The 22,004-nt window shown below is 70.0% G+C and carries 22 protein-coding genes; 7 read left to right on the top strand and 15 right to left on the bottom strand.

The window, feature by feature from the left end:
* Positions 1–12 precede the first annotated feature (12 nt).
* From D9601_RS08425 to D9601_RS08395, 7 genes are all read right to left on the bottom strand, one after another.
* Entirely contained in the window at positions 13–573 is a 561-nt protein-coding gene (locus D9601_RS08425) for a chemotaxis protein CheD (protein ID WP_198353538.1), read from the bottom strand.
* On the bottom strand, positions 570–1,589 hold the full coding sequence (locus D9601_RS08420; protein ID WP_198353537.1) for a protein-glutamate methylesterase/protein-glutamine glutaminase: 1,020 nt from the start codon (positions 1,587–1,589) through the stop codon (positions 570–572). The genes D9601_RS08425 and D9601_RS08420 overlap by 4 nt, the downstream gene beginning before the upstream one ends.
* Entirely contained in the window at positions 1,586–2,467 is an 882-nt protein-coding gene (locus D9601_RS08415; RefSeq protein WP_198353536.1) for a CheR family methyltransferase, read from the bottom strand. Before D9601_RS08415 ends, D9601_RS08420 begins: the two co-directional genes overlap by 4 nt.
* Positions 2,464–4,638, bottom strand: a complete 2,175-nt coding sequence (locus tag D9601_RS08410; RefSeq protein ID WP_198353535.1) for a chemotaxis protein CheA — start codon at positions 4,636–4,638, stop codon at positions 2,464–2,466. Before D9601_RS08410 ends, D9601_RS08415 begins: the two co-directional genes overlap by 4 nt.
* 14 nt (positions 4,639–4,652) lie before the next feature.
* A complete protein-coding gene (locus D9601_RS08405) occupies positions 4,653–4,925 on the bottom strand; it encodes an STAS domain-containing protein (protein WP_198353534.1) in 273 nt (90 codons plus the stop codon).
* Positions 4,926–4,952: 27 nt separating this feature from the next.
* The gene (locus tag D9601_RS08400) at positions 4,953–6,380 is read right to left on the bottom strand and encodes a methyl-accepting chemotaxis protein (RefSeq protein ID WP_198353533.1); all 1,428 of its coding nucleotides are present in this window, start codon (positions 6,378–6,380) and stop codon (positions 4,953–4,955) included.
* 279 nt (positions 6,381–6,659) lie between these two features.
* Positions 6,660–8,084: a methyl-accepting chemotaxis protein gene (locus tag D9601_RS08395; protein WP_198353532.1), complete on the bottom strand. Its 1,425-nt coding sequence runs from the start codon at positions 8,082–8,084 to the stop codon at positions 6,660–6,662.
* 193 nt (positions 8,085–8,277) lie between these two features.
* Here D9601_RS08395 and D9601_RS08390 point away from each other — a divergent pair, with 193 nt between their 5' ends.
* On the top strand, positions 8,278–8,796 hold the full coding sequence (locus D9601_RS08390; protein WP_198353531.1) for a gamma carbonic anhydrase family protein: 519 nt from the start codon (positions 8,278–8,280) through the stop codon (positions 8,794–8,796).
* Here D9601_RS08390 and D9601_RS08385 read toward each other — a convergent pair.
* The 5 genes from D9601_RS08385 to hppD all read right to left on the bottom strand — a co-directional run bounded on the left by D9601_RS08385 (position 8,793) and on the right by hppD (position 13,348).
* A complete protein-coding gene (locus D9601_RS08385) occupies positions 8,793–9,755 on the bottom strand; it encodes an alpha/beta fold hydrolase (protein ID WP_198353530.1) in 963 nt (320 codons plus the stop codon). The genes D9601_RS08390 and D9601_RS08385 overlap by 4 nt on opposite strands.
* Before the next feature lie 59 nt (positions 9,756–9,814).
* Complete coding sequence (locus D9601_RS08380; RefSeq protein WP_198353529.1) at positions 9,815–10,177, bottom strand: Rieske (2Fe-2S) protein; 363 nt, start codon at positions 10,175–10,177, stop codon at positions 9,815–9,817.
* Positions 10,174–10,812, bottom strand: a complete 639-nt coding sequence (maiA, locus tag D9601_RS08375) for a maleylacetoacetate isomerase (RefSeq protein WP_198353528.1) — start codon at positions 10,810–10,812, stop codon at positions 10,174–10,176. The genes D9601_RS08380 and maiA overlap by 4 nt, the downstream gene beginning before the upstream one ends.
* The gene (gene hmgA, locus D9601_RS08370; RefSeq protein ID WP_198354416.1) at positions 10,809–12,086 is read right to left on the bottom strand and encodes a homogentisate 1,2-dioxygenase; all 1,278 of its coding nucleotides are present in this window, start codon (positions 12,084–12,086) and stop codon (positions 10,809–10,811) included. Before hmgA ends, maiA begins: the two co-directional genes overlap by 4 nt.
* 197 nt (positions 12,087–12,283) lie before the next feature.
* Positions 12,284–13,348, bottom strand: a complete 1,065-nt coding sequence (gene hppD, locus D9601_RS08365; RefSeq protein ID WP_198353527.1) for a 4-hydroxyphenylpyruvate dioxygenase — start codon at positions 13,346–13,348, stop codon at positions 12,284–12,286.
* A gap of 94 nt (positions 13,349–13,442) precedes the next feature.
* On the opposite strand from hppD, the gene D9601_RS08360 reads away from it, so the two are divergent.
* Both D9601_RS08360 and D9601_RS08355 read left to right on the top strand, forming a co-directional pair.
* Complete coding sequence (locus D9601_RS08360) at positions 13,443–13,892, top strand: MarR family winged helix-turn-helix transcriptional regulator (protein WP_198353526.1); 450 nt, start codon at positions 13,443–13,445, stop codon at positions 13,890–13,892.
* A 67-nt stretch (positions 13,893–13,959) separates the two neighbouring features.
* Positions 13,960–16,758, top strand: a complete 2,799-nt coding sequence (locus D9601_RS08355) for a TonB-dependent receptor (RefSeq protein WP_198353525.1) — start codon at positions 13,960–13,962, stop codon at positions 16,756–16,758.
* A gap of 6 nt (positions 16,759–16,764) precedes the next feature.
* Here the strand turns inward: D9601_RS08355 and D9601_RS08350 are convergent, their stop codons facing one another.
* On the bottom strand, positions 16,765–18,300 hold the full coding sequence (locus D9601_RS08350) for an ABC transporter permease/substrate-binding protein (protein WP_198353524.1): 1,536 nt from the start codon (positions 18,298–18,300) through the stop codon (positions 16,765–16,767).
* Positions 18,297–19,049, bottom strand: a complete 753-nt coding sequence (locus D9601_RS08345) for an ATP-binding cassette domain-containing protein (protein ID WP_198353523.1) — start codon at positions 19,047–19,049, stop codon at positions 18,297–18,299. Before D9601_RS08345 ends, D9601_RS08350 begins: the two co-directional genes overlap by 4 nt.
* A 51-nt stretch (positions 19,050–19,100) precedes the next feature.
* On the opposite strand from D9601_RS08345, the gene D9601_RS08340 reads away from it, so the two are divergent.
* A complete protein-coding gene (locus tag D9601_RS08340; RefSeq protein WP_198353522.1) occupies positions 19,101–19,889 on the top strand; it encodes an SDR family oxidoreductase in 789 nt (262 codons plus the stop codon).
* A gap of 109 nt (positions 19,890–19,998) precedes the next feature.
* Here the strand turns inward: D9601_RS08340 and D9601_RS08335 are convergent, their stop codons facing one another.
* Positions 19,999–20,307, bottom strand: coding sequence for a 4a-hydroxytetrahydrobiopterin dehydratase (locus tag D9601_RS08335; protein WP_198353521.1), 309 nt, complete (start codon positions 20,305–20,307; stop codon positions 19,999–20,001).
* 34 nt (positions 20,308–20,341) lie between these two features.
* On the opposite strand from D9601_RS08335, the gene D9601_RS08330 reads away from it, so the two are divergent.
* Genes D9601_RS08330 through D9601_RS08320 form a run of 3 tightly spaced genes read left to right on the top strand, consistent with a single transcriptional unit; the run spans position 20,342 to position 21,998 of the window.
* Complete coding sequence (locus D9601_RS08330; RefSeq protein WP_198353520.1) at positions 20,342–20,764, top strand: metallopeptidase family protein; 423 nt, start codon at positions 20,342–20,344, stop codon at positions 20,762–20,764.
* Positions 20,761–21,360 carry a heme ABC exporter ATP-binding protein CcmA gene (gene ccmA, locus D9601_RS08325; protein WP_198353519.1) on the top strand — a complete coding sequence of 200 codons (600 nt, stop codon included), beginning with the start codon at positions 20,761–20,763 and terminating at the stop codon, positions 21,358–21,360. Before D9601_RS08330 ends, ccmA begins: the two co-directional genes overlap by 4 nt.
* On the top strand, positions 21,357–21,998 hold the full coding sequence (locus D9601_RS08320) for a heme exporter protein CcmB (protein WP_198353518.1): 642 nt from the start codon (positions 21,357–21,359) through the stop codon (positions 21,996–21,998). The genes ccmA and D9601_RS08320 overlap by 4 nt, the downstream gene beginning before the upstream one ends.
* The last annotated feature ends 6 nt before the right edge of the window (positions 21,999–22,004 follow it).

Genomic DNA, 22,004 nt, shown 5'->3' with positions numbered 1-22,004 from the left:
AGTTGGTGGCCATCAGAAGAACTCCACGTCGCCGAGGTCGGCGGGCGCGGCGGGGGCCGGGATGACGAGACGCGGGCGTTCGACCGGCCGCTCGCTGGCGACGCGGCAGCGGGCGAGGCCCAGCGTTGGGCGGAATTCGACGCGGCGCGCGCCATGGCCGCCGACATCCTCGCCGACCAGGGCGATCCGCTCGTCGCGCAGGAAGCGGCGGGCGAACAGCGCATTGGCCGCGCCGATGTCGCGGAAGCCGTCGCGTAGCGAGGCGCCGCCGTATAGCCGCGCCTTCAAATTGCTGCGCGTCGCGCCCATCGCGAGCATCGCGTTGATCAGCACCTCCATCGCATAGACGCCGTAGCGTTGCAGGGAACGCATGTCGGTCTCGCCGCCGCCCGGCTCGGCGAGCAGGAAGTGGTTGAGGCCGCCGACCTTGACCACGGGATCGTACAGGCAGGCGGCGATGCAGCTGCCGAGCACGGTGGTCAGCACCGCCTGCGGATCGTCGGAGACGCGCGTCTCGCCCTGCATCACGGTGATGCGGACCAGCCCGTCGGCGGGGCGGGGCAGGCCGCTCATGCCTTGCACTCCGTCATCAGCCGCGCGGCGATGCGTGGCAGCGACAGCTGCACCTCGATCCCGCCGGCCAGCCAGGCGGCCTGCGGCATGCCATAGACCACGCAGCTGTCCTCGTCCTGGCCGATGGTGCGACCGCCGGCGTCGCGGATCGCCTTGATCCCTTCCGCCCCGTCGGCGCCCATGCCGGTCAGGATCGCCGCCACGGCGTCGCGGCCGTGCGTCTTGGCGACCGAATGGAACAGACGGTCGACCGACGGGCGGTGGCCGCTCATCTTCGGTCCCTCGACCAGGCGGCAGCGCGGCAGGCTGCCACCGGTCAGTTCGAGATGCTGCGCCCCGCCGGGGGCGACATAGACCTGGCCGACGGCGAGCGGCGCTCCCGACCGCGCGACCGAGACGGTCGGCGCGGACAATCGGTCCAGCCGCGCCGCGAAGGTCGGCACATAGGGTTCCGGCATATGCTGGACGATCAGCGTCGGCGGACAATTGGCCGGAAAGCCGGAGAGCAGCTCGATCAGCGCCTCGACCCCGCCCGTCGACGATCCGACCGCGATCACCGCCCCGTCGCGCGGGGTGAAGTCGGTGGCGACTCGCGGCGTGGCGGGCGCGACCGCCCGGCTGCGCCGGCGGCTCCGTGCCGCCGCCTTGACCAGCGCGTTCAGCCCCTCGCCGAGCTGATTGCCGAAGGCGCGGCTGGGCTTTTCGTAGCAATCGAACGCGCCCAGCTCGAGCGCGCGGATCGTCGCTTCCGCGCCCTGGCCGGTCAGCGTCGACAGCATGACCACCGGCATCGGCCGCAGCCGCATGATCTTGTCGAGGAATTCGAGCCCGTTCATCCCCGGCATCTCAACGTCGAGCGTGATCACGTCGGGGTTGAGCGCCTTGATCATTTCACGCGCGGTGGCGGGCCCGTCGGCGGTGCCGACCACTTCGATCTCGGCATCCTGCGACAGGCTGTGCGCGATCATCGCGCGCATCGTCGGGGAATCGTCGACGACGAGGGCGCGGATCGTCATGCCGCCACCTTCTGGAAGGTGGTGCGGCCGACGCAGGTGAAGCGCGGCGCGACGCTGGGGCTGAGCCGTTCCGAATGGCCGATGTAGAGGAACCCGCCGGGGGCGAGCCGGTCGGCAAGCCGCGTCTGCAGCCGCTCCTTGGTCGGTTCGTCGAAATAGATCATGACGTTGCGGCAGAAGATCGCATCGAACGTGCCGCGCATCGGCCAATCCTCGAGCAGGTTGAGCTTGCGGAAGGCGCACAGCTCGCGAAGCAACGGATCGACCTCGACCTGATGATCGACGTCGCGCATCCAGGTGCGGCGCAGCGGCTCCGGCACGGTCTTGGCGGTGTCGGGCGCATAGCGGCCGGCAGCGGCGGCGGCGAGGATCTCGGTCGACAAATCGGTGGCGAGCAGGCGGAAATCGCTGCGCGCCAGTCGCTGGCCGACCCCGCGCTGTGTCCCGCACATCGCCATCAGCAGGGTATAGGGCTCCTCGCCGCTCGAACAGGCCGCCGACCAGATCCGCACCCGGCCGCGATCCGCCAGCCGGCCGTCGAGCGCAGGCCAGGCATGTTCGAGGAAATGGTCGAAATGGTGCGCCTCGCGGAAGAAGCTGGTGTGGTTGGTGGTCAGCGCGTCGATCGCCCGCTGGCGCTCCTCGGCGTCGCGATCGATGCGCGCGATATAGTCAGCGAAGCTGGTCAACCGGCAGGCGCGGACGCGCGGCGCCAGCCGCCCATAGACAAGCTGCGCCTTGCCCGGGGGCATCAGGATCCCCGCCTCGCCATAGACGAAGTCCGCGATGCGGCGATGGTCGTCGGCGCTGAACGCGAATTCTGTCGGGCGGCCGGCCGGCATCGTCGCCGAGCCCGGTCGGGCGGCGAGCGCGCTCATGCGGCGAGGCCCGGCGCCGGCGCGCCGTGACGCGGCTCACGCCGCCAGCGCGAGATCAGCGCATCGACGTCGAGGATCAGCGCGACACGCCCGTCGCCCAGGATGGTGGCGCCGGCGAGACCGGGGATCGCCTGGTAATTGGCCTCCAGGCTTTTCACCACGACCTGGCGCTGGTCCTGGATCGAATCGACCATCAGCACCGCCTGGCCATGGTCGGATTCGACCACGATCAGCACCGCGTCGGTCGGGTCCTGCACCGCGCCGGCAATGCCGAGCTGTTCGGCGATACGGTGGACGGGGACGTAGGAACCGCGCACGTCGAGCAGCGAGGCGGTCGGGCCGAGCACCTTCACGCCGTCGCCGTCCGGACGCAGGCTCTCGACGATATGGCCGAGCGGGATGACGAAGGTCTGGTCGCCGACCGTGACGATCATGCCGTCCAGCACCGCCAGCGTCAGCGGCAGCGACAGTGCGAAGCTGGAGCCGTGGCCGAGATGCGAATTGATGCCGATGCGGCCGCCCAGCGCCTGCACGTTCTTGCGCACCACGTCCATGCCGACGCCCCGACCGGAAATATTGGACACGGTGGCGGCGGTCGAGAAGCCGGGGGCGAAGATCAGATTGTCGATCTCTTCCTCGGTCAGGATCGCGTCGGCGGCGATGATGCCGCGCTCCACCGCCTTGGCGCGGACGCGCTTGCGGTCGATGCCGCGGCCGTCGTCGGCGACGGTGATGACGATGCGGCCGGAATGATGCGCGGCGGACAGCGTCACCACGCCCTCTTCGTCCTTGCCCGCCGCCAGCCGCTCGGCGGGGGTTTCGAGGCCATGGTCGACCGCGTTGCGGATCAGATGGGTCAGCGGCTCGCCGATGCGCTCGACCACGGTCTTGTCGACCTCGGTCATCTCGCCCTCGATCTCCAGGCGAACGCGCTTGCCGGTTTCGACCTCGAGCTCGCGGATGATGCGCGGCACGCGGCTGAACACCGTCTTCATCGGCTGGGCGCGGATCGCCATGGTCGATTCCTGCATCTCGCGCGTCAGGTGATCGAGATCGGTCAGTTCCGAAATGCCGCCGAGCTGATGCTCCGACAGGCGCTGCGCCAGCATCGCCTGGGTGATGACCAGTTCGCCGACCAGGTTGACCAGCCGGTCGAGCTTGTCGAGATCGACGCGGATCGTCTGCACCGGCGCGGTCGCGGCGCTGCGCGGCGTGGCGGCGTCCGGCGCCGCCACGACGGCGGCGGGCTCGGCCGCCGGCACGGCCGAGGCGATCGGGACCGGGGCGGGCGTGGCAACCGGAGTGGGGGCCGGCTCGTCGAGCAGGTCGACCAGCGGCGCATCGTCGATGTCGTCCGCCGGCGCCGCGTCCGCACGGGTCAGAGTCAGCGCGACATCGTCCATGAATTCGAAGATGCCGCGGATGTCGTCTTCGGCGACGGAGCCCGGAATGTGCAGCTGCCAGCCGAGGTAGCTGCGTTCCGGATGCAATTCGCCGAGCGGCGGCAGCGCCGACAGGTCAACCGCGACCACCTCCCCGCCGAGGGCGGCGAGCTCGCGCAGCAGCAGCAACGGTTCGCCGCCGTGATCGAGCGCGCCGGGTCCGGGAGTGAAGTGCAACTGCCAGCCGTCGTCTGCCGCCCCGGCCGCGGGCGCCGGAGTCTCGCACAGGGCGAACAGGTCGTCGAAATCGTCCAGCGCCGCAGCGACTGGGGTAAAATCGCCGTCGGCGCTTTCCACGTCCACGGCGACCGGCTCGAACACGGGCTCCGGCTCCGCTGCGACGGCGGGCTCGGGGGCATGCGACGCCTCGACCAGGCGGGTCCGCATCGCTGCGTCATTGGGTGGCGTGGTGCCGTCGCGCGCCGCGGCGACATGGTCGCTCAGCATGTCGAAGGCGGAGACGATCGTGCCAAGCAGCGCCGGCGTCAGCACCAGCGTGCCGTTGCGGACCAGGTCGAGCAGCGTCTCATATTCGTGGGTGAAGCCCTGCAGCCGCTCGTGGCCGAAGGCGCCCGCGCCGCCCTTGATCGAATGGACCGCGCGGAAGATCGTGTTGATCGTCTCCGGATCGTAGGCGCCCTGGCGGACGGCGGCAAAATTGCCCTCCATCGTGGCGAGCCCTTCCTCGCACTCCTGGAAGAAGATTTGCTGGATCTCGTCGAGATTCATGGCCGTGTCTTCCTTCAGGCGGACGGGGCGAGGGCGGCGTCGAGCCGCGCGAGGGCGATCATCCGGTCCAGCGTCTCGCTGGCGTCGTCGATGCGGAAGCCGAGGCCGCGGTCGATCGCACAGGCGCGTGCCGCCGCGAGCACCTGCAGGCAGGCCTGCCCGACCCGTGTCACCTCGCTGCCGCCGAGATGCAGCGCCTCGCCCCGCTCGATACGGGCGATCAGGTCGTGACGCAGCGGACCGGCGGCGGACGTGTCGAGCGAGGCGGGAAGCGGATGCACGGGCATGGTGGGCTTTCGTGTGCTGACGGGTGGTTAGAATTCGGACCAGTCGTCGCCGGCGAGCGCGACCGCGGCGCCCCCGCGGCGACCGCCACCGGCCGCCAGTGCGATGCGGCGGCCGGCGTCGGCGGCGCGCTGCTGCAGGCGATGCACCGGGCTGGCGGTGGTCGCGAGCGCAGCAGCGTCGCCGAGCTTGAAGCGGCCGACCTGGCGGGCAAGCTCGTCCGCTTCGGCGGACAGGCTGCGCGCGGCGGCGGTGGCCTGCTCGACCATGGCGGCATTCTGCTGGGTGACGCCGTCCATCTCGCCGACCGCGGTGTTGACCTGTTGCAGGCCGGTCGCCTGTTGTTCCGCGGCGGTGGCGATCTGGCCGACCAGGGTGCTGATCTCGCCGATCCGCGCGATGATCCGGGTCAGTGCGTCGCCGGTCTCGCTGACCAGCTGCACGCCCGATTCGACCTGCTGCGTCGAGGCCATGATCTTGGTCTTGACGTCTTTCGCGGCATCGGCGGAACGCTGGGCTAGCGCCCGCACCTCGCTGGCGACGACCGCAAAGCCCTTGCCGGCGTCGCCGGCGCGCGCCGCCTCGACGCCGGCGTTGAGCGCGAGCAAATTGGTCTGGAAGGCGATGCCGTCGATCACCGAAATAATCTCGCCGATCTCGCCCGCTGCGCGCTCGATGCCGTTCATCGCCTCGACCGCGCGAGCGACGACGCTGCCCGACTGTTCCGCCTCGGCGCGGGCCGCCTCGACGACGCCATTCGCCTTGGTGGCGCCGGCGGCGGTCTGGCGGACGGTCGAGGTGATCTCGTCCATCGCCGCGGCGGTTTCCTCCAGGCTGGCCGCCTGTTGCTCGGTGCGCTGCGACAGGTCGTCCGACGCCTGCAGAATGTCGCTGGACCCATTGTGGATGCCGGTCGCGGCGGCGCTGACCGCCCCCATCGCCTCGAAGATCGCCGCCATGGCGGTGTTGAAATTGAGGCGCAGCGGCTCGAATTGCGTAGGGAAGGGCGCGTCGATGCGATAGGCGAGATTGCCCTGCGCCAGCTCACCGAGACCCTGGCCGAGGCCTTCGGCCATGTGGCGCTGCGCCTCGGCGGTGTTCGCCTCTTCCATGTTGCGGCGGAAGATCGCCATCGCCGTGGTCATCCGGCCGACGCAGTCGCGATTGTCGGTATAGGCGATCGGGCTGTGCAGATCCCCGGCGGCGAGCGCCTCCATGCGCACCACCGTGTCGACATAGGGGCGACAGATGACGCGGCCGGCGAACAGGGTCGTGGCGACCATCGCGGCGACGGTGAGCGCGGAGACGCCGATTTCGATCAACGGCGAACTGTGGATCGCCCCCGTCGCGATCCCCGCCGTCACCGCGACCGCCGCCGCCCCCAGCGCCGTTTGCACCAGCCCGATGGTCCGGAATTTCACCCGGATCGGCGCGTGCTGTTCGAACCACCCCAACATCCCTGCCTCCTCGCTCCGCGGCCGGCGGCACGATGCCGACAGGCCATGAGCGGGGGAAAATTGCGGGCTTTGCTTAACGACCCGTTGAGCAACCAAATCGAGTGTAATCGGGTAGTTGGTCGACCAACTCCGCGCGTTGCGGCGCGGTGCGGCGCGGCGGGGCTGCCGCGGCGCTCCACCAGGAAGGGCCGGGGCGATCCGAAATTGCCGATCAATATTGGTGTATCGGATCATGGCCGTATCCTGACGGAACGTACGGAGTCGATTCGGAACGACGGATCAGAATTCCGACCAATCGTCCTCGGCAACCGCCACCGCGGCGCCGCCACGGCGGCCCCCCGCGGCGGAGCGGGCGATGCGCCGGCCGGCCTCGGCGGCACGCTGCTGGAGCTGGTGGACGGGCGCGGCGGGTGCGACGGCGCGATCACCGCCGATCTTGAACCGGGCGACCTGGCGGGCGAGCTCGTCGGCTTCGGCGGACAGGCTACGCGCGGCGGCGGTGGCTTCCTCGACCATCGCGGCATTCTGCTGGGTGACGCCGTCCATCTCGCCGACCGCGGTGTTGATCTGCTGCAGGCCGGTTGCCTGCTGTTCGGCGGCGCTGGCGATCTGGCCGACCAGGGTGCTGATCTCGACGATCTGGGCGATGATGCGGTTCAGCGCTTCGCCGGTTTCGCTGACCAGCTGCACGCCCGATTCGACCTGTTCGGTCGACGCCATGATCTTGGTCTTGACGTCCTTGGCGGCATCGGCGGAGCGCTGGGCGAGTGCGCGAACCTCCGAGGCGACGACCGCAAAGCCCTTGCCGGCGTCGCCGGCGCGCGCCGCCTCGACGCCTGCGTTGAGCGCAAGCAAATTGGTCTGGAAGGCGATGCCGTCGATCACCGAGATGATCTCGCCGATCTCGCTCGACGCGCGCTCGATGCCGTTCATCGCCTGCACCGCCCGCGACACCACGACGCCGGACTGTTCCGCTTCGACGCGGGTCGCCTCGACGACACTGTTCGCCTTGACCGCGCCGGCCGCCGTCTGGCGTACGGTGGCGGTGATCTCGTCCATCGCCGCAGCGGTTTCTTCCAGGCTGGCCGCCTGTTGCTCGGTGCGCTGCGACAGATCGTCGGAGGCCTGGCGGATGTCGCTCGCGCCGCTGTTGATGCCGCTGGTCGCCTCGGTCACCGCGGTCATCGCCTGGGTCACCGCCTCGAGCGCGCGATTATAGTCGCTGCGCAGCCGTTCGTATTCGGACGGGAAGGCCTGATCGATGCGGAAGGTCAGGTCGTTGCCGGCAAGCCGGTCGAGCCCCTCGCCGAGCGCGCCGACCACCACCTTCTGCGCGGTGGCGGCATCGCGGACCGCCTCGGCATTGCGGCGGAACACGTCCATCGCCTTGGCCATGCGGCCGATGCAATCCTGGTAATCCGCATAGTGGATCGGCGAAGCGAGATCGCCGCTGGCGAGCCCTTCCATCCGCACGACGGTGTTGACGTAGGGCGTGCTGATCAGCTTGCCGCTGATCAGGACGGTCGCGATGGTCAGCACGAACAGCGCAGCCTCGATCCCGACATAATAGATCCACTGGTTGCTATCCGCTTTGGCGGCGAGATAGGTGGTGGCGATGCCGCATGCCGCCACGAGACCGTGGATTATCAGCAGCACCTTGAACTTCAGCCGGATTGGCGCGACTTTCTCAAACCATGCAAACATCGTCAGGTCCTCGGGGTTGGAGCGGGACGGTACCGTCGGCGATGCATGGGGGTCTCTCCGTCCCGCCTCTGGTCTCTAAGTCCGCTTTGGACGAAACACTTGAAGATCGGGTTAATCATGGCCGATTTGATGACTAACCTTGAATTGGTGCGAAACCGCACCGCGATTTCATTATAGTGGTTGGATCGCTGACATGACGGTGCACAGCCTGGACGATCGTCGGCCCGTGGTAGCGAGCGATGCCTATGTGGCGCCGGGAGCACGGTTGATCGGCGCGGTTAAGCTCGGCGCGCGCGCGTCGGTCTGGTTCAATGCGGTGATCCGCGGCGACAACGACCCGATTGTGATCGGCGCGGACAGCAACGTGCAGGACGGCGCAGTGGTGCATGCCGATCCCGGCGCACCGACGACGATCGGCAGCGAGGTGACGGTGGGCCACCGGGCGATCGTCCATGGCGCGACGATCGGCGACCGCAGCCTGATCGGGATGGGGGCGATCGTGCTCAACCGCGCGGTGATCGGTGCCGATTGTCTGGTCGGCGCGGGCGCGCTGGTGACCGAGGGCAAGGTCTTCCCGCCGCGATCGCTGATCATCGGGTCGCCCGCGCGGGTCGCCCGGACCTTGACCGATAGCGAGGTGGCGGGGCTGCGCCTGTCCGCCGCCACCTATGTCGCAAACGCCCGCCGCTACCGTGAGGGCCTGAGCGATTAGAGCCGGGCGGCGACGGTCCGGACGAAATCGGCGGTGACGTCCGGCTGGCTCACCGGCAGCATGTGACCGCCGTCGACCAGCGTCAGGGTCGCGCCGGGGATCGCCGCGGCGGTGGCTTGGCCGTGCAGCGCAGGAGCAAGGATCGTGTCGCCGCGGCCGAACAAGATGCCGACCGGCATCGCCACGTCGGGATAGCGTGCGACGATCTCCGGCATGTCGCGCCCGCCCGACTCGAGGTCGGCGGCGGCGGCGGCGATATTGCCCGGCCGCTGCGACAGCGCGCCGCCGCCGCGGGTGGCGAAATCGGCCGGCGCGGGTTCGGGCGCGAACACCTCGCGCAGCGTCCGCTCGGCGACCAGCCGGCTCATCGGCGTGCCGACCGTCTGCGCGATCAGCCGGCGGAAGCCCGGCGGGATGGCGGCAAGCGCGCGGAAGGCGTCGGGCACCTCCTGTTGATGCTGGGTGAGCGGCGCAACCAGGGCGAGGCCGCCGATCGTCGCCGGCTCGGTGGTCGCCAGCGCCAGCGCCACGGCACCGCCGAGCGAATGGCCGACGACCAGCGGCCGCGTCAGGCCGAGCGCGGCGATCCAGCGCGCCACGATCGCCGCCTGTTCGGCGATCCGCGGCTGCGCACCGCCATGGGCGATCGAATAGCCCGAGCCCGGCCGGTCGACGAGGAGCACGCGATGATCCGCGGTCAGCCGCTCCGCCATCGCATAGGAGAAGTTGCGCAGCTGGCCGCCAAGGCCGTGGATCATCACGATCGGCGGCTTGGCGGAATCGCCGAGGTCGACATAATGGATTCTGGCGCCGGCGACCTCGCGGAACACGCCGTCCGCCGGCACCAGCCGCTCCGCCTCGCGCGCGACCCATTCGGAATAGCCGGCGAGGCCGAAGCCGGATGCCGCCAGCGCGCCGCCGAACAGCGAAGCGAGATTGGGCCGATCACCAGGGGGCATGACGTTCTCCGCGCGACGATCCGCTTATCATAGCGGCCAATGCTGCACCTGCGAAAGACTCAGGCGGTGACGATCGTTCCATCGATGATGGTCACCGGCCAGCCGGTCAGGCTCTGGCCGACGCAGGGACCGCCGACGCATCGCCCGTCGTCGATGCGAAACAGCGCGCCGTGCCAGCTGCATGCGATCATCGTGCCCGACGGGGTCAGATAGTCGTCGAGCCGCTGCGCCAGCGGCACACCGGCATGCGGGCAGCGGTCGACATAGCCGACGGCGCTGTCGCCGCGGCGGACGACGAAGCCGTGGAAGCGGCCGGCGCGCAGCTGCACCACGTAATTGCGTGCTTTGCCGTCCGGGATCGCATCGAGCGGGCCGAGCGCGACGCCCGCCGGCGTCGCCGACAGCCGCGTGTCGGCGGTCATTGCGGATCGGCGTCGGGCTGCCGCGACGGATGCGCCGCCTGCACCGCGGGCAGCGCCGCCGCCGCATCGCCCGCCGCGACCAGCGCGGGATAGGGGGCGAGATCGACGCCGAAGCGATGGGCCGAATAGAGCGCGGGAACGGTGTAGCAATCGGCGATCGTCGGCGCGTCGCCATAGGCGAAGCCGCGCCCGTCGCGCGCCACCGCCGCCTCGACCGCGGCAAGGCCGGTGGCGATCCAGTGGCGGTTCCAGTCGGCGATCGCCGCCTCGTCCGCCCCGAAACGCTCGCGCAGCGCCTGGTGGACACGCAGATTGTGCAGCGGATGGGTGTCGCCCGCGATCGTCGCGACCAGCGCGCGCACCGCGGCGCGACCGAAGGCATCGGCGGGCAGCAGCGGCGGGTGCGGAAAGCGCTCGTCGAGCCATTCGATGATCGCGCTCGACTGGGTCAGCACCTGCCCGTCGACCTCCAGCGCCGGCACCAGCTTGAGCGGATTGAGCTTGGCATAGTCCGCCGCCTTCTGCGCGCCGGTGCGCAGATCGTGATTGACCTGATCGTAGCCGACGCCCTTCAGCGCCAGCGCGATGCGCACGCGATAGGCCGCGCCGGAGCGCCAATATCCGTGCAGGATCACGGCAATTTGGCCTTGGGAAAGTCCTTCCACACCGCATCGTAATCGAGCTGCGCGTGGCTCAGCGCGTGCGCGGTGGGGACATAGGGCCAGCAGCTTTCGAGCATGAACGCCATCGTGCCGTCGATCTTGTGCGGCTTCAACTCCGCCGCCGACGCGCCCTGCCAGCTGGCGAGGTCGGGACCGTGGCCCGCCATCATATTGTGCAGGCTGATGCCGCCGGGCTGGAAGCCTTCCGCCTTGGCGTCATAGGCGCCGGTGATCAGGCCCATCGCCTCGCTCATCACGTTGCGGTGGAACCAGGGTGGCCGGAACGTGCCCTCGGCGACCATCCAGCGCGGCGGGAAGATGACGAAATCGGCGTTGGCGCGGCCCGGCACGTCGGACGGCGAGGTCAGCACGGTGAAGATCGATGGATCGGGATGGTCGAAGCTGACCGTGTTGATCGTGTTGAACCGCGCCAGGTCGTAGCGCCACGGCGCGAGATTGCCGTGCCAGGCGACGACGTCGAGCGGGCTGTGGTCGAGCGTCGTCGTCCACAGGCTACCGAGATATTTCTGGATCACCTCGGTCGGCGCGTCGCGATCCTCGAACCAGGCGACCGGTGTCTCGAAATCGCGCGGATTGGCGAGGCCGTTGGCGCCGATCGGGCCGAGATCGGGCAGGCGGAACAGTGCACCGTGATTTTCCGCCAGATAGCCGCGCGCCGCGCCGTCGGGCAGCGTGACGCGGAAGCGGACGCCGCGCGGCACCAGCGCGATCTGCCCCGGCGCGACGTCGATCCGGCCGAGCTCGGTGAACAGGGTGATCGGCCCGTGTTCGGGGATGAACAGCAATTCGCCGTCGGCATCCATGAAGACGCGGTCGGTCATGTCGCGGGTCGCGGCATAGACGTGGAGCGCGACGCCCTCCAGCTCGGCCGGATCGCGGTTCGCCATCATCGTCACCAGGCCGTCGACGAAATCGGTCGGATCGCTCGGCAGTGCCGCCGGGTCCCAGCGCAGCCGGTTGGGTGCGAGCGGCGCATCGACGGTGCCGGGGGCGAACAATCCGGCGCCCTGATAGCGCTGATAGGGCGGATGCTCCGCGGTGGGACGCATGCGGTACAGCCACGAGCGGCGATTCTCGTGGCGCGGCGCGGTGAAGGCGGTGCCGGACAGTTGCTCGGCATAGAGGCCGAAGGCGGGCCGCTGCGGCGAATTGCGCCCGACCGGCAGCGCGCCGGCCACCGCCTCGGTCGAGACGTGGTTGCCGAAGCCGGGGATGTAATCGGTCATGGGGTGGTGGTCGGTCATTGTTTTGGCTTCCTCTCCTGCTTCCACCACCCCGTCATTGTACCCCGCTCCTGCTCCGTCATCCCCGCGCAGGCGGGAATCTAGACTGGCTGACGGTGCGGCTCCATCGCCGGCGTTAGCGCGTCTGGATCCCCGCCTTCGCGGGGATGACGGTTACGGGATAGGGTTCAACTTCCCGATCACGCGTCGACCGTGATGACGCCGCGCCGGATCTGGTCCAGCTCGATCGACTCGTACAACGCCTGGAAATTGCCGTTGCCGAAGCCTTCGTTGCCCTTGCGCTGGATGATCTCGAAGAAGATCGGCCCGACCATCGTCTCGGTGAAGATCTGCAGCAGCAGCCCTTCCTCGCCGACATTGCCGTCGATCAGGATGCGGTTGCGGCGCAGCCGTTCCAGATCCTCGCCATGGTTCGGCACGCGCTTGTCGACCAGCTCGTAATAGGTCTCGATCGTGTCCTGCAGCTTGACGCCGCGATTGCGCAGCTTCTCGACCGTCTCGTAGATATTGTCGGTGGTCAGCGCGAGATGCTGGATGCCCTCGCCGTTATAATCGCGGATGAACTCCTCGATCTGGCTCTTGTCGTCCTGGCTCTCGTTCAGCGGGATGCGGATCGCGCGGTCCGGCGCAATCATCGCCTGGCTGAACAGGCCGGTCGCCTTGCCCTTGATGTCGAAATACTTCTGCTCTTCGAAGCCGAAGATCTGGCCGTAGAATTCGGCCCAAACCCGCATCTGGCCGCGACGGACGTTGTGGGTGAGGTGGTCGAGCAGGTCGAGCCCGACGTTGTTCTGCGCCTCCGCCTCGGCGGCGCCGGGCACCTGGTCCCAATCGTCGTAGATCGAGCCGGCGGCGCCGTGCCGATCAACCAGATACAGCAAAGATCCGCCGATCCCCTCCAGCGCCGGGATGTCGTCCAGCGCCTGGCCGGCGGGGGCGGGCTTGGCACCGCGCGCGATCGCCGCGTCATAGGCCTCGCGCGCATTGTGGACGCGAAAGCCCATCGCGCTCGCCGACGGGCCGTGGGCGGCGCGGAAGTCGGCGGCATGGCCGCTGTCCTCCCGGTTGATCAGCAGATTGATCCGGCCCTGCTTGTAGCGGGTGATCGCGCGGGTTGGATGAGTCGAGGCGGCGACGAAGCCCATCGCCTCGAACTGCGCGGCGAGCGCTTGCGGGTCCGGCGAGGTGAATTCGCAGAATTCGAACCCGTCGAGGCCCATCGGATTGACGTCGATATGGTCCATGGCAACCGCTCCTGTCGCGATCCGGATTTGGTATCGCCTGATACCATTTTCCTGCGCCATTGCCAAAAAGGTGTCAACTGATACCAATTGTCCCATGGCTGAGCCGCGCCTCGTTCTCGACGAATTCCTGCCGTTCCGCTTGTCGGTGACGTCGAACCTGGTCAGCGGCCTGATCGCGCGCGCCTATCAGTCGCTGTTCGGCCTCTCGATTCCCGAATGGCGACTGGTCACGGTGATCGCCGAGGGCGGCGCGACGACGCAGCAGGCGATCGGCGCACGGACGCGGATGGACAAGGTGACGGTCAGCCGGGCCGCCATCGCCCTGGTCGAACGCGGCCTGCTCGCGCGCCAGGCGAATCGCGACGACCGGCGCAGCCATTTGCTCGACCTGACCGGCGCGGGCCGCGACCTCTATGCCGCCGTCGCGCCCAAGGCGCTCGATCTGGAGGCGCAGATCTTCGCCCATTTCGACCCGGCGGAGGTCGCGCAGTTCACCGACATGCTCCACCGCATCGAGAATGTGGCACGGGATTACGAAATATAGGGTGCTCAGGCACATTCTTGCGACATTTCGGCTGTAGCTGCCGCCGTCTTCAGGGACGGAGTATAGCATGCGCGTGGGGCTGGCAGTGATGATGGCGGCGGCGAGTTGGCCGGCGATGGCGGCGGCGCAGCAGGCGAAGGCGACCGGGCAGGCTGCCGCGCAGGCGACCCCCGCGCCCGCCGCGCCGGCGACCAAGCCCGCGACGCAGGAAGAGGTCAGCGACGAGCCCGACATCATCGTCCGCGGCACGCGCAACCTGCCCGGATCGGTGGTCGGCGACATCCCGCCCGAACAGCAGCTCGGGCCGGCGGACATCCGCGCCTATGGCGTCAACTCGGTGTCCGACCTGCTCACCGAACTCAGCCCCCAGACGACCAGCGGTGTCGGCGGCCCGCCGGTGGTGCTGCTCGACGGCAAGCGCATCGCCGGCTTCCAGGAGATCCGCGACATCCCGACCGAGGCGATCGCCCGGGTCGACATCCTGCCCGAAGAGGTGGCGCTGAAATACGGCTATACCGCCGACCAGAAGGTGGTGAACATCGTCCTGCGCCGCCGCTTCCGCTCGACGACGGTGCAGCTCGGCGACACCGTGCCGACCGAGGGCGGCCGCAACAGCGTGCAGGGCCAGCTCGGCCTGCTCAGCATCCGCAACGGCGGCCGGCTGAACATCAACACCAATTATCAGGACAGCTCGGCGCTGACCGAATCGGAGCGCAACATCGCGCCGACGGCCACCGAGAACGGCACCGTCGGCTTCGACCAGCGGCCGTATCGCACGCTGCTGCCGTCAAGCCGCACCCTCTCGACCAACATGGTCTATGCGCGACCTTTGGGCGGCGTGTCGGCGACAATCAACGGCGAGATCGCGACCAGCGACGGCACCGGCCTGTTCGGGCTGCCGACCGCGACGCTGATCGTGCCGGCGGGCAATCCCTTCGCCACCGGCGGCGTCGCGAGCGTCGTCGGCAACACCTTGTCGGGCGGCGACTTCCTGCCGCTGTCGCAGCGCAACCAGAGCCTGACCGGCCACCTCGGCACCTCGCTCAACGGCCGCTTCAGCCAGAAGTGGCTGTGGACGGTGACCGGCACCTACGATCGCGCCGACACGCGGACCTTCACCGAAACCGGCATCGACGCCTCCGCCTTCCAGGCGCGGATAAAGGCCAACGATCCCACCGCCGACCCACGCGGCGTGCTGACCGCGGCGGACATCGCGCCGGGCATCGCCAACCGCGGCCGCTCGATCTCCAACACCGGCGAGGTCGAGGCGCTGGTCAACGGCCAGCTGTTCCAGTTGCCGGCGGGCGGGGTGAACACCGCGCTGCGCATCGGCGCGCAGACCAGCAGCCTCGACAGCACCTCCTATCGCGCCGGGCTGACCACCACCGGCCAGGTGTCGCGCGACATCGTCAACGGCCGCGCCAACATCGACCTGCCGATCGCCAGCCGGTCGAAGGACGTGCTGAAGTTCCTCGGCAATCTGTCGGTCAACGGCAATGCCGCGGTCGACCACCTGTCGGACTTCGGCACGCTCTATACCTATGGCTATGGCGCCAACTGGTCGCCGTTCGAGGGCGTGCGGCTGATCGGATCGGTCAGCCACCAGGACCAGGCGCCGAGCGCCGCGCAGCTCGGCAACCCGACGATCATCACGCCGAACGTCCGCGTCTTCGACTATGTCACCGGCCAGACCGTGACGGTGACGACGATCAGCGGCGGCAATCCCGATCTGATCGCCGGCAATCGGCGCGTCACCCGGCTCGGCCTCAATCTGAAGCCGTGGAGCGAGACCGACCTGACCTTCACGGCGGGCTATACCAACACGCACGTGCGCAACCCGATCGAAAGCTTCGCCTCGGCGACCGCGGCGATCGCGGCGGCCTTCCCCGATCGCTTCATCCGCGACGCCAACGGCAATCTGACGCGGGTCGACACGCGCGGCGTCAATTTCGCCAGCGCCGATTCGTCCTCGCTGCGCTGGGGCGTCAGCTTTTCCAAGCCGATCAAGTCGCGCATCCAGAAGGAGATCGAGGCGTTCCGCGCCGGCACCGGCCCCAATCCGTTCGCCGGCATGAACTTCCCCGGCTTTCCGGGTGGCGGTGGTCGCCGTGGCGGCGGCGATGGCGAGCGGCGGGGCGATGGCCAGCCGGGCGCCGACCAGACGCCGCCGCCGCCGCCGGGGCAGGAGGCCGCTGCCGGCGGGCAGCAGCCGGGCGGCCAGCCCGCTGCGCCGGCAGCCGGCGGTGACGGCCCGGGCGGCTTCGGCGGTGGTCGCGGGCCGGGTGGCGGCGGCTTCGGCGGACGTGGCGGCGGTGGCTTCGGCGGCGGCCGGGGCGGCGGCGGTGGCCGCATCCAGTTCGCCTTCTACCATACATGGAACTTCACCAACCGCGTGCTGGTCGCCAACGGCGGACCCAGCCTCGACCTGCTCAACGGCGACACGATCGGCCAGGGCGGCGGCATCGCGCGCCACAATTTCCAGCTGCAGGCAGGCTATACCAACAACGGCATCGGCACCCGGCTGGAGGGCAATTATCAGACCGGCACGCGCGTCAACGGCGGCACCGCCGCCCAGCCGCAGACGCTCAACTTCGGCGGGCTGGCGACGCTCAACCTGCGCGTCTTCGCCGATCTGCAGCAGCAGCTGCCGCTGCTCAAGGCGCATCCCTGGGTGCGCGGGCTGCGGCTGTCGTTGGGCGTCACCAATCTGCTCAACAGCCGCCAGCGGGTGCGTGACGCCAATGGCGTGACGCCGGTCAGCTACCAGCCCGACTATCAGGACCCGCTCGGCCGCACGGTCAGCCTGACGATCCGCAAGCTGTTCAGCCCGCTGCCCAATTTCCAGGGGCGCCGGTTCGGCAGCTGATCCGGTCTACAGCCCCAGCCGCCGCGCCAGCCAGCGCGCGGCGGCGTCGGGGCTGTCCTTGTCGGCGTCGCGGTCGACCCGATAATTGGCCTCGCGCATTGCCGTCACCGGAATGCGGCCAACCAGCGGCCGTAGTGCCGCCAGCAGCCGCGCATCGCGGGTGTGGCTCGGCGCGACCAGCAGCAGCGCGTCGTAGCTCGGGATGGCATGGCGCGGATCGGCGAGCACGGTCAGCCCGTCCGCCGCGATCCGCCCGTCCGACGAGAAGGCGGAAATGACGTCCGCCCGCCCGCTCGCCAGCGCGCGATACATGAAGGTCGGACTGTACGGCGTCGCGCTGGCGAAGCGCAGCCGATAGGCGTCGCGCACCGCCGCCCATTCTGGTCGCGACAGGAATTCGAGATCGCTGCCGAGCTTGAGCCCGGGCGCCGCGCGGCCGAGCGCGTCGAGGTCGGCGATGCCCCGCGACCGTGCCTCGGCGCCGCGCATCGCGAAGGCATAGGCATTCTCGAAGCCGAGCGGCCCGACCAGCCGCACGCCGTCGGTCCTCGCCGCCCAGGCGCCGATCGCACGGACCATCGCCGCGCGTGGCGGCATGTCGGTGCGGTGCATCGCGCCGTTCCACAGCGTCCCGGCATAATCGACGTAGACGTCGACGTCGCCACCGGCGAGCGCGCGATAGATCACTGCCGATCCCAGCCCGTCGCGATAGCGAACGGTATAGCCGGCACGAGTCAGCCGGTCGCCGATCAGCCGCGCCAGAATATATTGTTCGGAGAAGTTCTTGGCACCGATCGTCACCGTGCGCGCGCCGCCCGGCCGCGGCCACAGCGGCGCGGTCGCGGCGAGCGTGCCGGCGGCGAGCAGCGCCACCGCCGCGATCCACAGCGGCCGCCGTGTCGCCAGCCCGCGCTCGAGCAAGGCGATCAGCGCGTCGGCGGCCATCGCCAGCGCCGCGGCGGCGCAACAGCCGGCCAGCACCAGCGCCCAATTCTGCGTCTGCAGGCCGGCGAAGATCATGTCGCCCAGGCTCGGGCAGCCGACCGTCGTCGACAGCGTCGCCGCGCCGATCGTCCACACCGCGGCGGTGCGGATGCCGGCGACGAGCACCGGCAGCGCCAGCGGCGCCTCGACCAATCGCAATTTCTGCGCCTGGGTCATGCCGACCGCATCGGCCGCCTGGCGCACCGCCGGATCGATGCCCTGCAGCCCGGCCACGCCGTTGCGGATGATCGGCAGCAGCGCATAGAGGGTCAGCGCGAGCAGCGCCGGCAGGAAACCGAGCGCGGGGATGCCGCCGCCGACCCGCGCCGACAGCCACAGCAGGATCGGATAGAAGAGCGCGAGCAGGGCAAGGCCGGGGATGGTCTGGATCAGGCTGGCGGCGCCGAGCACGACCCGCCCGACCGCCGGCCGTCGCGCCGCGACCACCGCCAGCGGCAGGCCGATCGCCAGCGCCGCGAGCAGCGCCGCCCCGGCGAGCAGCACATGGCTGGCGAGCAGCGGCGGCACCTGCGCCAGCGCGTCGCGAAAGCCGCTCATGCGCCGATCGCCTGCAACCGCGCCGCCTGGTCGCGCGGCACCGCGACCAGCGCCTGCGCCGCCGCCCCGCCGCGCCCGGCGAGCAGGCCGGCGGGCGTCTCGTCGGCGACGATCCGTCCGTCCTCCATCACCAGCACCCGCGTCGCGAGCAGCAGCGCTTCGGCCATGTCGTGCGTCACCAGGATCGTCGTCAGCCCCAGCCGGTCGTGCAGCGAACGGATCTCCTGCCCCAGCGCGTCGCGCGTCACCGGGTCGAGCGCGCCCAAGGCCTCGTCGAGCAGCAGCAGCGTCGCACCGGGGGCGAGCGCGCGGGCGATCGCGACGCGCTGGCGCTGGCCGCCCGACAGTTCGTGCGGCAGGCGCGTCGCCAGTGCGGCGGGCAGCGCGACCAGATCGAGCAGCGCGGCGACGTCTGGCCGCGGCGACCCGGCGATGCGCGGGCCGATCGTGATATTGTCGGCGACGCTCATGTGCGGGAACAGGCCTATTCCCTGGAAGACATAGCCGATCCGCCGTCGCACCATCGGGGCGGGGCCGGCGGCGATATCCGCCCCGTCGATCAGCACCCGCCCGTCGTCGGGCACGACGAGGCGGTTGATCGTCTGCAGCAGCGTCGACTTGCCCGATCCCGAGGCGCCGACCAGCGCGACGAAGCTGCCGGTCGCGACGGCAAGCGAGACATGGTCGACCGCGATCGTGGCGCCGAACCGCTTGGTGACGCCGTCGAGGCGGAGCTTTTCTGCTGGCATCGCCGCGAAGGATGGGGGATGCCGGGGGGAAAGGCAAATAAGGAGAGGATGATGAGCGAGGTGCGCGCGATCTTCATCACCGGCGGCGCGTCGGGGATCGGCCGGGCGGTCGGGCGCCTGTTCGCCAGTCGCGGCTGGCGCGTCGGCCTGGCCGACGTCAACGCTGCGCTGCTCGCCGACACCGCGGCGCAGCTGCCCCGCGGGATGATCGAACATTATGTCATGGACGTGCGCGATCGCGACGCCTGGCGTGCCTGCCTCGACGATTTCACCGGCAAGAGCGGCGGCCGGCTCGACGTCCTGTTCAACAATGCGGGGATCGGCACCGGCGGGCCGCTGGCGGACGCCAGCTTCGAGGATATCGACCGCACCGTCGCGATCAACTTCACCGGCGTGCTCAACGGCGCGCGTATCGGCCACGCCTATCTGGCGAAGACACCGGGGTCGGTGCTGCTCAACACCTCCTCGGCGTCGGGCATCTACGGATCGTCCGGCCTCGCCACCTATTCGGCGACCAAATTCGCGGTGCGCGGCCTGAGCGAGGCGCTCGACGGCGAATGGTATCGCGAGGGGATCAAGGTCCGCTGCCTGCTGCCGAGCTTCATCGAGACGCCGCTGCTCGACGGCGTCGCGGGCGGCAGCAACCGCACGAACCGCGAAAGCGTGACCGGGGCAGGACTGGAACTCACCCCGGTCGACGCGGTGGCGGAGGCGGCGTGGCGCGCCGTCCACGGCGACAAGGTCCACACCTATGTCGGCAAGACCGCCGAACGGCTGCGCTTCGCCGCGCGCTGGCTGCCGGGCCAGCTTAGGAAGCAGATGCGCCGCTCGCTGCGCTAGACACCCTCACCCTTCCGGCGCTTCGCGCCTCCCTCCCTCTCCCAGTGGGAGAGGGAAGGGGCCCGCCCGGCGGCAGCCGGGTGGGAAGGGTGAGGGTGACCCGCTTGCCTCACTCGTCCACGATCGCATCGATCGCCTCGGCCATCTCGATGTCGCGGCTCGACAGGCCGCCGGCGTCGTGCGTGGTCAGCAGGATCTCGACCCGGTTGTAGACATTGCGCCACTCGGGATGGTGATCGGCCTTTTCCGCCATCAGGGCGACCTGGGTCATGAAGCCGAACGCCTCGACGAAGTCGGCGAAGACCAGGCTGCGGGTGATCGCGTCGCGCGCCTCGTCATAATCCCATTCGGGCAGGCCATCGAGCGCATCGGCGCGCTCCGCCTCGCTCAATGCTTCGATCGGGGCGGCCTCGGTCATGCGTCTTCCTTGCTGCGATTGAGGATGACGGGGTATGGCGGACGCCATGAGCGGGCAAGAGGTCTTGGGGCAGGCGCCGGACGCCGACGCGATCGAGCGGATCGCCCGCGACACGATCGCGCGACTGCCGGGCGAATTCCGCGCGCATTTGGGCGACGTCGTATTGATCGTCGAGGAATTCGCCGACGAGGAGACGCTCGCCGCGCTCGGCATCGAGCATCCGCTCGACCTCACCGGCCTCTACCACGGCCGCCCGGTCGGCGAGAAATCGGCCTTCGACAGCGCCCCGCTGCCCGATCGTATCCACCTCTATCGGCGGGCAATCCTCGACGAATGGGTGGAGACCGGGGTGCGGCTCGACGACCTCGTCCGCCATGTCACCATCCATGAGATCGGCCACCATTTCGGCCTGTCCGACGATGACATGCACGCGCTGGAAGACGCGGTGGCGGATTGAGCGCCGAACTGACGCTGGCGGGGGTGGCAGCCGCGCGCGGCGGACGACGGCTGTTCGCGGGCGTCGACCTTGCGCTGCACGCCGGCGACGCGGCGCTGGTCACCGGGCCCAATGGCATCGGCAAGTCGAGCCTGGTGCGGATCGCCGCCGGCCTGCTGCGCCCCGCGGCCGGGCAGGTGACGCGCCGCGGCGGGCTGGCGCTGCTCGGCGAGGCGCATGCGCTCGACCCGGAGCGGCCGCTGGCGCAGGCGCTGGGCTTCTGGATCGGCACGGCGCAGGTCGCGGCGGCGCTCGATGCGCTGGCACTGTCCCACCTCGCGACGATCCCGGTCCGGCTGCTGTCGACCGGCCAGCGCCGCCGCGCCGCGCTCGCCCGCGTGCTCGGCAGCGCGGTGCCGTTGTGGCTGCTCGACGAACCGGCCAACGGGCTCGATGCCGCCGGGCTGGCGCTGCTGGAGCAATTGGTGGCGGCGCATCGCGCGGCGGGCGGCATCGCGCTGGTCGCGACCCATGTCCCGCTCGCCCTGCCGGGCGCCGTGGCGCTCGACCTGACCCGTCATCATGCCGCCGCCGATGCCGCGGAGGCGCGCGCATGACCGCGGCCGCCCTGATCGTCCGCGAGCTGCGCCGCGCCTGGGCCGGCGGCGGCGCCCTGTGGCCGGTCGCCTTCTTCCTGCTCGTCGCGATCCTCTTCCCCTTTGCGGTCGGACCCGACACGGCGCTGCTCGGCCGGATCGGCGGCGGCGTGATCTGGGCGGCGGCCTTGCTCGCCGCCCTGCTGCCGGTCGAGCGGTTGGTCGCGCCCGATCTCGACGCCGGCGTCATCGACCAGCTCGCCGTGCGTGGCGTGCCGCTGCCACTGGTCGCCGCGGCCAAGCTCGCCGGCCATTGGCTGGGCTTCGCGCCCCCGCTGATGCTCGCGGCGGTGCTGGCGGCGGGGCTGCTCGACCTGCCGGCGGCGGTGCTGGCGCGGGTCGAGCTCGGGCTGCTGATCGGCACGCCCGGGCTGGCCGCGCTCGGTCTCGCCACCGGTGCGCTGGTCGCGGGGCTGCGCGGCGCCGGCGCGGTGGCGGGGCTGGTGATGCTGCCGCTCGCGGTACCGCTGCTGATCTTCGGCGCGGGGGCGATCGGCGAGGGTGCCGGGGCATTGAAGCTGCTCGCCGCGGTCAGCCTGTTGCTCATCGCCGGTGCGCCCTTCGTCGCGGCGTCGGCGATCCGGGCCGGTATGGACTGAGCTGTC

This window comes from Sphingomonas sp. MA1305, from assembly GCF_016107325.1.
GTDB lineage: Bacteria > Pseudomonadota > Alphaproteobacteria > Sphingomonadales > Sphingomonadaceae > Sphingomonas.
Note: the sequence above shows the minus strand (reverse complement) of the source record. Positions and strands in the feature narration are given on the sequence as shown.